Source organism: Hamadaea flava (assembly GCF_024172085.1).
GTDB classification, from domain to species: domain Bacteria; phylum Actinomycetota; class Actinomycetes; order Mycobacteriales; family Micromonosporaceae; genus Hamadaea; species Hamadaea flava.
In genome coordinates this window covers 722,756-736,882 of record NZ_JAMZDZ010000001.1, presented here as the reverse complement: position 1 = coordinate 736,882, position 14,127 = coordinate 722,756, and the positions used below count along the sequence as shown (strand labels likewise).

The 14,127-nt window shown below is 68.0% G+C and carries 11 protein-coding genes and 1 pseudogene; 6 read left to right on the top strand and 6 right to left on the bottom strand.

What is annotated here, in order from left to right; translation table 11 throughout:
* Positions 1 to 19 precede the first annotated feature (19 nt).
* The 6 genes from HDA40_RS03675 to HDA40_RS03650 are packed head-to-tail and all read left to right on the top strand — an operon-like array spanning position 20 to position 6,733.
* Positions 20 to 1,066 carry a LacI family DNA-binding transcriptional regulator gene (locus HDA40_RS03675; protein WP_253751620.1) on the top strand — a complete coding sequence of 349 codons (1,047 nt, stop codon included), beginning with the start codon at positions 20 to 22 and terminating at the stop codon, positions 1,064 to 1,066.
* A complete protein-coding gene (locus HDA40_RS03670) occupies positions 1,066 to 2,661 on the top strand; it encodes an FAD-dependent oxidoreductase (RefSeq protein ID WP_253751617.1) in 1,596 nt (531 codons plus the stop codon). The genes HDA40_RS03675 and HDA40_RS03670 overlap by 1 nt, the downstream gene beginning before the upstream one ends.
* A 35-nt stretch (positions 2,662 to 2,696) precedes the next feature.
* Entirely contained in the window at positions 2,697 to 3,956 is a 1,260-nt protein-coding gene (locus HDA40_RS03665) for an ABC transporter substrate-binding protein (protein WP_253751614.1), read from the top strand.
* Positions 3,957 to 3,982: 26 nt separating this feature from the next.
* Complete coding sequence (locus tag HDA40_RS03660; protein ID WP_253751611.1) at positions 3,983 to 4,909, top strand: carbohydrate ABC transporter permease; 927 nt, start codon at positions 3,983 to 3,985, stop codon at positions 4,907 to 4,909.
* Positions 4,899 to 5,744 (top strand): carbohydrate ABC transporter permease, encoded by an 846-nt coding sequence (locus tag HDA40_RS03655; protein ID WP_253751608.1) that lies wholly within the window; start codon positions 4,899 to 4,901, stop codon positions 5,742 to 5,744. Before HDA40_RS03660 ends, HDA40_RS03655 begins: the two co-directional genes overlap by 11 nt.
* The gene (locus tag HDA40_RS03650) at positions 5,741 to 6,733 is read left to right on the top strand and encodes a LacI family DNA-binding transcriptional regulator (protein WP_253751606.1); all 993 of its coding nucleotides are present in this window, start codon (positions 5,741 to 5,743) and stop codon (positions 6,731 to 6,733) included. Before HDA40_RS03655 ends, HDA40_RS03650 begins: the two co-directional genes overlap by 4 nt.
* Positions 6,734 to 7,139: 406 nt before the next feature.
* On the opposite strand, the gene HDA40_RS03645 is transcribed toward HDA40_RS03650, so the two are convergent.
* The 6 genes and pseudogenes from HDA40_RS03645 to HDA40_RS03620 form a co-directional block, all read right to left on the bottom strand.
* Positions 7,140 to 7,841: a DUF998 domain-containing protein gene (locus HDA40_RS03645; RefSeq protein WP_253751603.1), complete on the bottom strand. Its 702-nt coding sequence runs from the start codon at positions 7,839 to 7,841 to the stop codon at positions 7,140 to 7,142.
* Positions 7,841 to 8,494: an SRPBCC family protein gene (locus HDA40_RS03640; protein WP_253751599.1), complete on the bottom strand. Its 654-nt coding sequence runs from the start codon at positions 8,492 to 8,494 to the stop codon at positions 7,841 to 7,843. The genes HDA40_RS03645 and HDA40_RS03640 overlap by 1 nt, the downstream gene beginning before the upstream one ends.
* Positions 8,491 to 8,898 (bottom strand): ArsR/SmtB family transcription factor, encoded by a 408-nt coding sequence (locus HDA40_RS03635; protein ID WP_253751596.1) that lies wholly within the window; start codon positions 8,896 to 8,898, stop codon positions 8,491 to 8,493. The genes HDA40_RS03640 and HDA40_RS03635 overlap by 4 nt, the downstream gene beginning before the upstream one ends.
* A gap of 188 nt (positions 8,899 to 9,086) precedes the next feature.
* A pseudogene (locus tag HDA40_RS03630) lies at positions 9,087 to 9,524 on the bottom strand (aldo/keto reductase); the annotation flags it as partial.
* A gap of 579 nt (positions 9,525 to 10,103) precedes the next feature.
* The gene (locus HDA40_RS03625) at positions 10,104 to 12,911 is read right to left on the bottom strand and encodes a DUF4838 domain-containing protein (RefSeq protein WP_253751594.1); all 2,808 of its coding nucleotides are present in this window, start codon (positions 12,909 to 12,911) and stop codon (positions 10,104 to 10,106) included.
* Between the two features lie 78 nt (positions 12,912 to 12,989).
* Positions 12,990 to 14,069: a LacI family DNA-binding transcriptional regulator gene (locus HDA40_RS03620; RefSeq protein WP_253751592.1), complete on the bottom strand. Its 1,080-nt coding sequence runs from the start codon at positions 14,067 to 14,069 to the stop codon at positions 12,990 to 12,992.
* Positions 14,070 to 14,127 lie beyond the last annotated feature (58 nt).

The window sequence follows — 14,127 nt, the reverse complement described above, 5'->3', positions numbered from 1 at the left end:
CATTATCAACGGAGGGTCGATGCCAACGAGACGTCGCCGGGTGACGCAGCGCGAGATCGCGGAGATCGCGGGTGTCAGCCAGACCACCGTGTCGGTGGTGCTGAACGATCGTGACGGCACGAACGTGCGCATCCCTGAGGAGACCCGGGCCCGCGTCAAGCGCGCGCTCGAGCAGGCCACCTACGTCGCCGATCCGGCAGCCCGGCGGCTCGCCGGCCTGGACAGCCAGATCATCGGCGTCTTCACCTACGAGGCGGCCCTGTCGCCCGAGAGCATGGACTTCTACGGCCCGTTGCTGAACGGGATCGAGCGGGCCGCCGAGAGCATCGGATGTGACCTGCTGTTCTTCACGTCCTCTCCGGTAGAGGACGGCACGCGCAGCCTGTTCCACCGCAAGACCCGGCTCCGGCTCGCCGACGGCTGCATCCTGCTCGGCCAGCAGATGGTCGGCTCGGAACTGGAGCGGCTGGTCGCCGAGCAGTTCCCGTTCGTCGCGGTCGGCCGGCGCGACGAGACGACGGCCGCCGTGCCCTACGTCGGCATCGACTACGTCACCCCGACCTCTGAGCTGATCGACCAGGCCGCAGTGCTCGGCCATCGGCAGGCTCTGTATGTGCACCGGGGCCGGGACACGCCGACCGCGCGCGACCGGCGCGGCGCCGTGGAGGCGGCGTCGGCCGAAGGCCGGCTGGCGTTCCTGCTGGTCGGCGACGAGCGCGTCGCCGACCTGCCGCGGCTGGCGAGGGCCACCGAGGCGACCCTGATCATCGCCGAGGACGCCTTCCTGACGGAGGACGTCATCCACGCGCTGGTCGAAGCGGGAGTCGACGTGCCGGGCGAGATCTCGGTCGCCGCCCTCGGCGAGGTACGCGGCCATCGCGCCGCGAACGGCGACTTGACCGGCTTGCACGTGCCGAGGATGCAGATCGCCGCCGAGGCGCTAGAGCTGTTGCAGCAGCTGATCACCACCGACCCCCAGGAATGGGCGACCCTGGAGACCCAGCGGCTGCTGATGGCCGAGGTCGAAACCGGCGGCACCATCGTCGCCCGATCGGCGGCGTCCTGATGCGCGCCATCGCCGCCGACGTGGCGATCATCGGTGGCGGGCTCGGCTCGGTAGCCGCAGCGCTCGCGTTGCTCCACCGCGGCCGCCGCGTGGTGATGACCGAGGAGTACGCCTGGCTCGGCGGGCAACTGACGTCGCAAGCAGTGCCACCGGACGAACACATCTGGGTCGAGCAGTTCGGCATCACCGCCCGCTATCGGACGCTCCGGGACAACATCCGGCGCTACTACCGCGACCACTACCCGCTGTCGCAAGCGGCCCGCGCCGAGCGGGAACTCAACCCGGGCCGCGGCCGGGTCAGCCGGTTGTGCCATGAGCCGCGAGTGGCGCTCGCCGTCATCGAAGCCCTGCTCGCGCCGTATCGGTCGAGCGGCCGACTGACCGTCGTGCAACCAGCGGTTCCGGTCTCGGCCGACGTCGTCGACGGCGTGGTCCGCACGGTCACGGTGAAGGACCTGCAGACCGGTGCCGACATCGTCATCACGGCAGAGTTCGTCCTCGACGGCACCGAGACCGGCGATCTGCTTCCGCTCACCGGGACCGAGTATGTCGTCGGCGCGGAGGCGCGGTCGGACACCGGCGAGCCGAGCGCGGCCGAGGTGGCCGACCCGGCCAACGTCCAGTCGATCGCATGGTGCTTCACCTTCGACCACGTCGCCGGTGACCACACCATCGAGCGACCGGCCGACTACGACCAGTGGCGCTCGTTCGAGCTGCCGTTCTGGGGTGCGCCGATGCTGTCGTTCGTCGCGCCGAATCCGCGCACCCTCGTGCCGGAACAGCGAACGATGATCGTCAACCCGGACCAGGACAATTCCGGTGACCCGCGCTTCGACGCCGGTGATCAGGATCTGTGGCAGTTCCGACGGATCGCCGCCCGGCAGACCTTCGCCGACGGCCTGTACGACAGCGACATCGTGCTGGCCAACTGGCCACAGTTGGACTACGTCGGCGGCTCGATCATCGACACCGGGGACCGCAGCCGGCACCTCGCCGCGGCGAAGGCACAGTCCCGGGCGTACGCGTATTGGCTGCAGACCGAGGCACCGCGACCCGACGGCGGACGCGGCTGGCCCGGGCTCCGCTTGCGCGGCGATCTGGTCGGCACGCCCGACGGCTTCGCCCAGGCGCCCTACATCCGGGAGTCCCGGCGGATCAAGGCGCTGACCACCATCCGCGAGCAGGACATCTCGATCAAGGCCCGCGGATACGACGGTCCGGCCCGTTTCGACGGCTCGGTCGGGGTCGGGATGTACCGGATCGACCTGCATCCGTCGACGGGCGGCGACAACTACATCGACGTCGAGTGCGCGCCGTTCGAGATCCCGCTGGGATCGCTGGTTCCGGTACGCGTCCAGAACCTGTTGCCGGCCGCCAAGAACATCGGCACCACCCACATCACCAACGGCGCGTACCGGCTGCATCCGGTCGAGTGGAACGTGGGGGAGTCCGCGGGGGAACTCGCCGCCTTCTGCCTCGACCGGGGCCTGAGCCCACGACAGGTCGCGACCGACGCCGAACTCGTCGACTCGTTCCAGCGCCGGCTCGTCGAGGCCGGCGTCGAGCTGCACTGGCCCGAGGTCGTCGGCTACTGAGCCGCGCCGAACACTCACCCAAGAAGGACGCGATCATGATAAATGCACGCAAGACGCTCGGCGCCCTCGCGCTGACGGCGATGTTCGGGCTCAGCGCGGCCTGCGCCGGGCCGGCGGCCGAGACCTCAGGCCCGGCCGAGCTGCGGATGACGGTCTGGACCTCCAACGAGGCTCAGCTGAAATTGCTCAACTCCATCGGCGACGCGTATCGAGCCGACCACCCCGACGTCTCGAAGATCACGTTCGAGAGTCTGCCGTTCGCGGACTACAACACGACGCTCACCACGCAGATCGCCGGTGGCAACGCACCGGACCTCGCCTGGATGGGCGACCTGTCGAAGGACCTCATCGCCTCCGACGCCCTCGTCGGGCTCACCGACAAGCTCAAGGCCACCGACGGCTGGCAATACGACGACCTGCTCCCCAGCGTCACCGCCGAGTACAGCCGCAACGGCACGCTGTACGCGTACCCGTTCTCCAACTCGCCGTACGCCCTCTACGTCAACACCGACCTGCTCGCCAAGGCCGGTCAGAAGATCGACCCCGCCACGCTGACCTGGGATCAGGTCGCAGCCGCAGGCGCGGCCGTCCACGAGAAGACGGGTAAGGCCGGCTTCGTCATCCGCGACTTCGACTACAAATCGTGGAACGTGCTGGCCACCGTCTGGACCGGCTGGGGTGCCGCTGCGTGGAGCCCAGACGGCAAGACCTGCACCTTCGCCAGTCCCGAGATGCAGAAGGCCTTCTCCTTCCTGCACGACGCGGCGTTCACGACCAAGGCGACGCCCAGCCCGGGCACCACGGCGGACTTCTTCGCCGGTGACGCCGCCTTCACCATCGCCCAGGTTTCCCGAGCTTCACTGCTCACGGGCTCCTTCAAGTTCGGGCTCCACCCGCTACCGGCGGGTCCGGCGGGCAAGTACGCCGTGCTCGGGCAGGCCGGGGTCGGCGTACTGACCTCGAGCAAGCATCAGAGCCAGGCCACCGACTTCCTCGCGTACCTGACGAACCCGTCGAACGCCGAGAAGCTGGCCCAGTTCTTCCCGCCGCCCCGCAAGTCCCTGCTGACCGGGGCCAAGCTCGCCGCCAACAACAAGACGCTGAGCGCCGAACAGCTGCAGACCGTCGTCGTCGACCAGCTGCCGAACGCCGTCACCTTGCCCAACCACACCAGCCCCGCCGAGATCGCCCAGAAGGGCAAGACCGCGCTGGACGCCATGTGGAAGGCCGACGCCGACATCCCGGCCGTGCTGCGCTCGGTCTGCGCGGCAATCGACCCCATCCTGGCCAAGTAGTGTCGGCCACCGCGAAAAACCGTGTCGTGTCCCGGGCGTCTGCCAACGCCCGGGGCACGGCCCGGCCGCCTTTCTGGACCACCCGCCGACGAGACGTGCTCAGCGGCTACCTCTTCATCACACCGCAGCTCGCGGGGGTCCTGCTGTTCGTGCTGATTCCGGTCGGCCTCGCGATCTGGTACAGCCTCAACGACTGGAACGTGTTCACCGGCAAGCAGACCTTCGTCGGAGCCGAGCATTACGCCGCACTGGCGTCCGACCCCCAGCTGCCGTCGGTCCTGCTCGCGACGGCGATCTTCTCCGGCGGCGTCGTGATCCTCAACATCACCCTCGGCCTGCTCATCGCCGTGCTCCTCAACCGTCGGTTCCGCGGAGCGACGCTGTTCCGCACACTGTTCTTCTCGCCGGTCGTCGTCTCCGTCGTCGCCTGGACTCTGGTCTGGGGCTTCCTGTTGCAAGACAACGGCGGCATCAACGGACTGCTCGCGACGATCGGCATCAAGGGGCCGAACTGGCTGCAGCACGGGAACACCGCCATGTTGTCGGTGATCATCACCCAGGTGGTCCGCAGCGTCGGCGTCAACATGGTGCTGTTCCTGTCCGCGCTCCAGGGCGTGCCCTCCCAGTTGTATGAGGCGGCCCGGATGGACGGGGCAGGCGGCCGGACGATCTTCACCCGGATCACCCTGCCGCTGATCTCGCCGACAGTGTTGCTGACCGCCATCATCACCATCGTGGGCGCACTGCAGTCGTTCGCGCAGATCGCCGTGCTGACCGGCGGCGGTCCGGAGCTGAGCACGACAGTGCTGGTCTACTACGTCTTCCAGCAGGCCTTCGAGTTCAACGACATCGGCTACGGCTCGACCCTCGCCCTGATGCTGCTGTCCTTCGTCATGCTGCTGACCTTGCTGCAATGGCAGCTTCGCCGGAAGTGGGTCTTCCATGAGCAGTGAAACCTTGAGTTCCCTGGCCCGACGCGTACTGCTGGTGGTGGCGCTCGGCGTCCTGGCGATTCCGTTCGTAGTGCCGACGATCTGGATGGTGGCGGCCTCGGTCAAACCCCTGCCGGAGATCTTCGCGTCCCCGCCGTCACTGTGGACCGATCACCCGACGCTGTCGGCGTACTCCGAAGCTTTCACCTTCCAGCCGTTCGCCCGGCAATATTTCAACAGCGTCTACATAGCGCTGCTGGTCACGGCGATCACCCTGCTGGTCTCCAGCCTCGCCGGGTACGCCTTCGCCCGCATCCGGTTCCCCGGCGCGAACGCCCTCTTCGTGGTGGTGCTCATCGGCCTGCTGGTGCCGAGCGAGGTGACGATCGTGCCGCTGTTCCAGATGTTCAAACGAGCCGGAATGATCAACACGCATTGGCCGTTGATTCTGGTCACCGCATTGGCAGCACCCTGCGTACTGGCCACGTTCATCATGCGGCAGTTCTTCATCGCCCTCCCCGCCGAACTCGAAGAGGCCGGGCGCCTGGAAGGACTCGGCCGCCCCGGAATCTGGTGGCGGATCTGCGTACCGCTGGCCAAACCCGCGCTGTCCGCCGTGGGGATCCTGACCTTCCTCACCTCGTGGAATCTCTACCTCGAACCCACCGTCTACCTCACCTCGCCGGAGTTGTTCACCCTTCCGCAGGCGCTCACCCGATTCACCGACGCCTACGGCGGCGAGATGTGGAACACCCAACTGGCCGCCGCCACGATGACAGTCCTGCCGGTGCTCATCGTCTTCATCATCGCCCAGCGCCAGTTCGTCGAGGGCCTGGCCCATTCGGGGCTCAAATGAGCCGGCTGGCCGACATCGCCCAGCACGCCGGCGTCAGCGAGGCTACGGTGAGCCGAGTGCTCAACGGCCGATCGGGGATCTCCGACTCGACCCGGAACACCGTGCTCACGACGCTGGACGTGATCGGCTACGAACGGCCCGTCAAGTTGCGCGGCGAACGCCCGCGTCTGGTCGGGCTCGTGCTGCCGGACCTGCTCAACCCGATCTTTCCCACATTCGCCGAGGTCGTCGGCGGCGCGTTGGTCAAGAAGGGCTTCACGCCGGTGCTGTGCACGCGCACGAGCAGAGGCGTCTCCGAAGGCGACTACGTCACGATGCTGCTCGGCCAGCAGGTGTCCGGCGTGATCTTCGCCGGCGGCGCGTACGCACAAGCCGACGCGGACCACGAGCACTACGAGCGGCTGCTGCAACGCAGACTGCCGGTCGTCCTCATCAACGCCGCGGCAGACGACCTGGGCTTCTCGCGGGTGTCCACCAACGACGCGGCGGCGGTAGCCAAGGCGCACAGCCATCTGCGCAGCCTCGGTCACCAGCGGATCGGCCTCCTGGTCGGCCCGCTGGGCCACGTGCCGTCACAACGCAAGATTCAGGCGTTCCCCGGTGAGCCGAACCTGGTCGAACGCACGATCCTTTCGCTGGAGGGCGGAGCTGTCGCGGCCCTCCAGCTGATCGAACGCGGTGCGACCGGACTGATCTGCGCCAGCGACGTGCTCGCCCTCGGCGCGATCCGCGGTGCCCGCAGCAGCGGGCTGGCCGTCCCCGAGGACGTCAGCGTGATCGGATACGACGATTCCGCCCTCATGACCTGCGTCGATCCGCCGCTGACGACGATCCGTCAGCCGATCGAGGAGATCGGACAGACAGCCGTGGCGCTCCTGGAGGCTCAAATCGCCGGTAGCCCGCTGGTCAGCGACGAAGTGCTGTTCGACCCCGAACTAGTCCTTCGTCGCAGTACGGCATCAGTAACTCACAGGGCGGGGGAGCGGTAGAGGTAGCAGTGAGTGGCCATCGCGGGCTGCCCGAGACCACGCGGCGGATCGTCGATCAAGCGCTACACGAATCTCTCGCCAGGCATCGCCTGAACCGCGTCGGCCTGCCATACATCTCGCCAAGCACTGCCGCCCTCCGCCAGGTCGCCAACCGGCTCGTCGGTATCCTCCACGGCTGCCTCGCCACCGGCACACCCGTGGACGTGACCCGCCATGAGAAACGGCGCGACCATCGAGTCGCGCCGTCTGGTTCGCCACGTGTCAGATCGACCGTCGTCGGACAGCCGTTACGAACACATCTGACCCTGAGCGGCTGAGATGCGGTTGGATTCTGGCACGTATGATCCACCAGCAAGCGGCACGACATCCCATCGGAGATCAACCCTCCCGGCCACCGGTATTGGGGCTAGCCTTCACTTTGTCGCCGGTTGGGCCGATGGTGCGCGGCGAGAAGGGACGCCCATGCCATCGCAAGGGCGATCGCGAGGGCGAAGGCGATGTTGGCCGGGCGCGATCCCTGCAGCGTGAAGATCAAGCTCCAGGTGACAAGGAAGGCCGCGCCGGTCACGCCGCTGAAGGCAGCCCAACCGGCAAGACCGGCCGCGACGAACCGCCGGGCGAAGACGAAGCATGCGGCGACGAGCGCGAGAAAGGCGATGGCGGCGACCAGGAGGTGCACCGCTGCGTGCCAGCTCATCGTGGTGGGAGGGCCGGTCGGTGTGCCCGGTGGGAAGCCGTCGGCGGGGTCAGCGGAGAAAGCGGCCGAGCCCAGCATCCCGGCGCCAAAGACGCCGATCAGCCGCGGTCCCCACTTGCCTCCCGGACTCGCTGCCGGGCGCAGGACCCGGTGCAGCCCGATCGCACACGCCACGAACAGCAGACCGCTGGCCACGAAGTTGGCGATCTGCATCCATCCGTAGTCGCCGTTGCTCAGCATACTGGCCGGATGCCGGCTGATATCGAATCCGTCCCTGGTGAGCATCTGGAAGACGACCACTACGATGTAGAGCGGTCCGGCGAACATGCCGCAGGTCAGCAGCATTCTCGTCGACCCGGCTGCGGCGCGGGGCGCCCTGCCGGCGGTGGTGGCGATGACGTCGTGGGTCATCAGCGGTCACCGCTGGTCTCGGCCGCGAACGGCTGCACCGCGAACGCGATGGCCGCCGCGATACTGTCATCGCTGGTTCCCCAGGCAGCCTGGATCGCGGACCCCCACGCGTGGCAGCCGCGGATGGCGAATTCCTTTCCCTCTGGGGTGTCCTGCCAGGTGGCGGGGTCAAACTCCACGCCGTGCAGGAAGAGGTCGAGGCCGAGCAGCGCGAGGTCCCAGCCGCAGCCGACACCGATCGTGCCACCGGGACCGTACGTGCGTAGGAGTTCGTCGACGATCTGCGCGGGTGAGGCATGCTCCAGCTCCAAAGCGGTGCGACCGCCGTCGCTGGTCGCGAGGCGCACCTCGACCTCAGTCGGCATGCCCTCGCCGAAGACCCAGGTCACCTTGATCAGGCGGGGTTCGTCGCAGCGCAGGATTTCGCCCCCGGCGTTGTCCTTGAGCTGGAACGTACCGCCGACACGCAAGTCGCCTTCGACCGGGCCCAGCCATCGGCCGAGCCGCTGCGGGTCGGTGCAGGCGCTCCAGACGTCCTCGATCGGGGCGTCGTAGACCCGCCGCAGTAACACCGACCGCCCTTCACCGGTGGCAACCGCCAGGTTGCCGATCTCTCGGCGGGTGGCGTTGATCTGGTTGACGATGTCGATCATTTCTCTTCCTCGCTACTTGACTCGGTTCCCTGCCGACGATCCGGTGTCCCGGCAGTGTTTCCACCGTTGTCGCGCTGGTCGCGGCGTTGGCGTTGGCCGCGGGCGACCTCGGTGGCCAATGCGTCCAGGCGCCGGCTCCAGAACTGCCGGAGGCGTTCCAGCCAGATGTCGACTTCCCGCAGAGGTGCTGCCTTCACCGCGTACAGGCGCCGCATGCCGTCCGGACGGACGACGACGAAACCCGACTCCCTCAGCACCCGCAGGTGCTGCGACACCCCAGGTGGCGAGATGCCGAACTCTGCCCGGATGACCACGCCGACGTCGCCGGCGGCCCGCTCTCCGTCGGCGAGCAGCTCCGGTACTCGGCGTCGCACCGGGTCGCCGAGGACGTCGAAAGCGTGCACTCGCGAACTGTATAAGTGCCAGCTTAATTAAGTCAAGTCTTAATTATGCGTTCGACGGCGGCGACATTCTCAGCAACGCGGCCGGGATTGCGCGAGCCCGGGGATGGGCACGATGAAGTCCGCTTTCGCCAACAGCCATGCCAGCGCAAGCTGGGAGAGAGCCGCGCCCTTGCTCTCGGCGAATGTGGTCAGCTGATCGACGATGGCGAGGTTGGCGTCGTAGTTCTCCGGCTTCCACCAGGCGATGCGCTGCCGGTAGTCGCTGGCGTCGTCTGATCGCGGGACTTGACCGCGCCGCTGAGGAAGCCGCGGGCCAGCGGCGAGTATGCGACGAAGCCGATGCGGAGTTCTTCCAGGACCGGAAACAGCATTTCGCCGTCGTGGGCGAAGATCGAGTACTCGTCCTGCAGTGCGGAGATCGGGTGCACGGCGTGGGCGCGGCGGATGGTGTCGGCGTCGGCGTCGGAGACTCCGAGGTACTTCACCTTGCCGGCGTCGACGAATTCCTTCATGACGCCTACGACGTCCTCAATCGCCACGTTCGGGTCGGGCAGGTGCGGGTAGAGCAGGTCGATCGTGTCGATGCCCAGGTTGTGCAGGCTGATGTCGACGACTTCGCGGATGTGTTCGGGTCGCGAGTCCTAGCCGAAGGTCGGCGTGTAGCCGAACTTCGTGGGGATGGTCACTTCGTCGCGGATCGGCGCCAGGGCGCGGCCGAGGAGCTCAACATCGACCCGCACACCGGCAGCCGCCACGAACTACCCGGCCGACGCTGGCTCGGCCCCGTCAAACCTCGCACTCGGCACGCCACATCTTCCTGCCACCCTTCCTCCACCAGCTCCTAACCGACATCGCAATCGTCGGCGGCGGGCCATTGTCCACCCTGGACGACGGAGAACTACTGCCACGCCCAGCGTTCGCCACACTGTGGTGGCTGGCGTGCGACGGCGACGACCAGCGACACAGGCCACCCATCAACCCCGGCATGCGCTACTGCCGACTGCGCCACCACCACCGCGCTTGGGTGGACGTAGACACCATCGACGAACCTGTCCGAAAACCCGCCCCGGCCATCGACACAAGGCCCACCGACTCCCACTACGCCGACCCGCCGCTCTTCAACGTCGGTGAGAGGAAGCCCGCGAGCCTGCCACAGTGCGCGGGACTCCCGGCCGCGGCACGGCTGCCTCCGCCGCGGTGAATCGTCAGCCGGGGTCGGTAACGGTCACCCGGCCGTGCAGGCCACCGCGGCCCGCTCCGGGGGAGTCCCGGATGGCGATCACCAGGGTCACGGAGCGGTTCGGAATGGACGGCAGGGCGTAGGAGTGCACGTCGTCGCTCCAGCCGACGGCTCGTAGCGGTTTGTCGTCGAGCCATGCCGACACCAGCCGAGCCCGGCTGGGCACCATCAGCCGGCCGGATCTGGCTTGGCTGGGCAGTTGGCCGTCGAACCGGTAGACCAGGCCGCCGGAGTAGTACGCCAAGCCCTGCTCGGCGATCGATCGGTCCGTGGCCAGCTCCAGCCACTGGTTCGCGGTGGGGATCTGGCGTTCCCACAGCCCGAGCTCGGCGCAGTCGCCGACTGGGTCGATCTTGGCCCGCCACTGGGCCGGGAGCTGCTGGTGCCAACCTGCGGTGCTGACGACCACCGGCTGCGGCACTTGGCCGAGGTCACGGCGGCCGGGGCCGCGGACAACCGGCGGCGGGGCGGACAGCGGTGTGATCGCTTCGCCGGCCCAGACGAAGGCGGGTCCCACGAGGCCGCCGGTGCCGAGTTCATTGAGGTTGCGATTGACCACTCGCATTACCAGCCGGTCGGTGCCGTCGAAACGCAGCTTTCCGCGGAGATCGAACTCCCATGGCTGGAACGATTTGGACCCGGCGATCAGCGGAAGCTCGGTGCCGTTGACCCAGGCGCGCACGGACTCGTCCACTGATCCCAGCCAGAGTGACAGCCGTCGTTCCGCCCAGGCCGCCGAGATCGGTAGCGAGGTGCGATACCAATAGGCGCCCCGAAAGTAGCTCAACCCTTGATCGGAGGCGGACCGGGAGCGAGTGGCGAGCGGTCGCCAGCCGGCATCGGGCACGTCGGCTGCGTACAGCTCGTCAGCGAGCCCGTCGTCGGTATCGTCCAAGATCGCGGACAGCTCATCCGGGAGGGACCAGACGATCTCGTTGTCGCCGGCAGTCCGTTCCGCCGCCGCCCGAATCGGGGGCGCGATCAAGTTCATGAAGTTGCGCCGTTGCGGATAGAGCGCGACGGGCTGGTGGGACACTGCCACGGCGAAGTCGCTTTCCGCCCGGGTCAGGCTGGCGGCGGCTTGTGTGAAGGAACCTTCGTGCCAGGAGCGCAGCGCGTCCCAGATCGACCATCCGAACTGGAAGGCGATGCGGGCCACCGCGACTCGATCGACGATGCCCGGATCGCCGGTGTCGTCGGCCCGACGCTCGGCGTCGGCGAGGAGCTGGTCGAGCTTCTCGAAGTCCGTCGCGGTGAAGATCCGGACGTGTGCTAGCCATCGACCGGTCATGATCGGAGCTCGCGACACGGTGTCGGCGATCTTGCCGAAGTAGTCGGCCATCGGCGCGGCGGCGGGCCCGTACGCGGCGGCGCAGAATTCCGCGAGCACGGCGGCGGGATCGGCTGTCGCGTCCCACATCAGCTTGGTGGCCAGGTAGAAGGCCGGAGCGTCGTAACCCCAGCTGGCCGAGACCTCCATCCGGCAGCCGTATCGCGACTTGTGCCGAACATAGAGTGGAATCTCGTCGCGTGCCGGCGCGATCGGCACGAACGGCAAGCCCGGATCGGCGAGGTTGAACAGATAGCCCCGGTAGGACCAGCCGTCGACCATTGTTCGCCACCGGTCTGCGAGTCGCAGGTAGTAGCGCCGTTCCTGGCCGCTCGGCTCGGCCGCGGTGTGCAGCCGGTCGACGTTGATCGGCGCCAGCGCCGGGATGATCTTGCGGTTCGGCACGACTCGGACCGGCGGCAGCATGTAGTTGTCGTAGCAGAAGAACGCGATGCCGACATCCGGATGGTCGCGCTGCAGATCCTCCAGGACGAGATTGAAGAACCGGATGTATCGATCGGTCACGCTGGGCAGCCCGGCGAGGGTGTCCCAATTGCCGGCATCCCAATCGGTGACGCCGAAGCCGTGCCCGTCGGCCGGGCCCATCCGCAGCACCCTCAGCTCGGGGTTGGCCGCGAGCTGGGTACGCGCGTACGCGGTGGCCCGCCGCAGCACCTCCGGATTCGTCACGTCGAGCTGATTGGTGGGTACGCCGTTCTCGTGGATGTAGAGCTCCGGCTCCGCCGTCTTCGACGCCGGTGGCTGCAGGTCGATGCCGTGCGCGTCCCAGGACTCGCCGCGAAGCCGACGCCGACGCGACCAGTCCGCGCCTTCGTTGCGATCGACGCCGGGTGGCATCGTGCCGAGGTAGTTGTCGACGAAGTGCAGCTGGCGGCTGCCGAACGTGGGCACGCCGATCAAGTCCTGTTCGGGCGCGATCACGTTGCTCACGCGAGGCAGGACGGTGCCGTGCGGCCCTGGCATGAGCCACCGCACGCCGAGTTGCTCCAGCAGTTCGTACGCCGCGAAAAGCGTACCGGCGGAACCGGTGCCGGCCAGCTGTATCCGGTTGTGGGTCACCTGGATCCGGAACGAGTGCCCGGTGCCGTCCGGGTCGTCGACGTCGTCGAGCCGCAGGTCCGGGCAGGCGGCGCCGACGTAGACGGGCAGCAGGCCCGGAACCGGTGCGGTTCCGGCGCGGACCTCGACGCCGGCCATGTCGCTCAGATGGCTGATCAGCTCGTCGGCTGCCTGCCGTTCGTCCGGGTGCGGCTCGGCCGGCAGCACGAGCGACGCGCGGGCACGCCCGTCGCTGATCACGATCGGGCCCCGTCGCTGGACGGGCGCGGCGTTGGCGACGCCGGTCCGCAGAGCCGCGGCCGCCAAGCCGAACGCTCCGGCACCGCCGGCGAGGACTGTACGTCTGCTGAATTGCTGCGGCATGGGTCGACTCTCCTCGAGATCGAGCTCACGCAATTAAGCGCGTAATCACGAGGAGCGTAGGAGCCCGACTCGGGCCCGTCAAGAGGATGGCGGCGGCGCGATCGTGCTACCGGTCGTGATCGTGCACGGCATCATCACGTGCTCGGTCCTGGTGGTCTGGCTGCCGAGCAGGCGGATCAACATCGCCACCGCCTCCCGGCCGATCTGGCGCGACGGGGACGTCAATTCGGCCAAGCCGGGTGCGACCTGCTGGCCCGGATTCCGCTCGGACCAGTCGCCGAGTGCGACGACGCTCAGCTGTCCGGGGACATCCACCCCGGCGCTCGCCGCGGCCGTGCGGACCTGGTCGGCGAGGTAGTTCGACTCGAACACGAGGGCAGTGACCTTTCGGCGTCGCGCGAGCGACAGCAGCGTGCGAGGGCGATTCGCGTCCGCGCCGCCGGCCGTGTCATAGGTCAGCACGGGAAGGCTGGTGTCGGGCCACCCGAGTTCGGTTCCGACCTCGGCGAATCCGGCCCGCCGGTCGTCGACGGTCTCGTGCGTCAGCGCGCCCTGGACGAAGGCTATTCTGCGGTGCCCGAGTTCGGCCAGCTTCCGGACCACCTCTGCGGTTCCGGACCGGTAGTCGGCGGCGACCCAGGAGACTCCGTCCGGGATGGAGTCTCGCCGCCCGACCATGACGAACGGGTACCGCTCCGCGTGTAACCGGGCGAGTTCCTTCGGGTCGACCTGACCGCCGACCATGATCGATCCGTCGGCGAGCTGCAGCATGTTGGAGCCGTTGCGGTACACGGTGCGATTACCGGAGTCGTCGCGTGTCCCGGTGAACAGCAGCAGGTTGTAGCCGGCGTCCTCGGCGGCCTCCTCGATGCCGAGGAGGAACTCGAAGTAGAAGTCTCGGCTCTCCCGGGGGAAGTGCTGCTGATACGTGAACGCGCCGATCAGGTGACTGCGCCCGCCGGCCAGGCTCCGGGCAGCCACGTTCGGAACGTATCCCAGGTCCTCGGCGGCCTTGAGCACGCGCCGCCGAGTCTCCTCGCTCACCCGGATCGTCCCGGTGCTGGTACTGCTGATCACCGCGGAGACGATCGCCGTCGACACGTTCGCCGCTTTGGCCACGTCGATCTGACGCGGTCGGCGACCCCGGTTACTCACCACCCGGTCAACGTACCCTCCCCGGGCGGCCGGCCGGGTAACGCCATCGTCCCGGCTCCCG

What these genes read in the sequence shown, in the direction of transcription:
- HDA40_RS03675 (WP_253751620.1), top strand. Translation starts at nt 20, where the DNA reads ATGCCAACGAGACGTCGCCGGGTGACGCAGCGCGAGATCGCGGAGATC.
- HDA40_RS03670 (WP_253751617.1), top strand. Translation starts at nt 1,066, where the DNA reads ATGCGCGCCATCGCCGCCGACGTGGCGATCATCGGTGGCGGGCTCGGC.
- HDA40_RS03665 (WP_253751614.1), top strand. Translation starts at nt 2,697, where the DNA reads ATGATAAATGCACGCAAGACGCTCGGCGCCCTCGCGCTGACGGCGATG.
- HDA40_RS03655 (WP_253751608.1), top strand. Translation starts at nt 4,899, where the DNA reads ATGAGCAGTGAAACCTTGAGTTCCCTGGCCCGACGCGTACTGCTGGTG.
- HDA40_RS03650 (WP_253751606.1), top strand. Translation starts at nt 5,741, where the DNA reads ATGAGCCGGCTGGCCGACATCGCCCAGCACGCCGGCGTCAGCGAGGCT.
- HDA40_RS03645 (WP_253751603.1), bottom strand. Translation starts at nt 7,841, where the DNA reads ATGACCCACGACGTCATCGCCACCACCGCCGGCAGGGCGCCCCGCGCC.
- HDA40_RS03640 (WP_253751599.1), bottom strand. Translation starts at nt 8,494, where the DNA reads ATGATCGACATCGTCAACCAGATCAACGCCACCCGCCGAGAGATCGGC.
- HDA40_RS03625 (WP_253751594.1), bottom strand. Translation starts at nt 12,911, where the DNA reads ATGCCGCAGCAATTCAGCAGACGTACAGTCCTCGCCGGCGGTGCCGGA.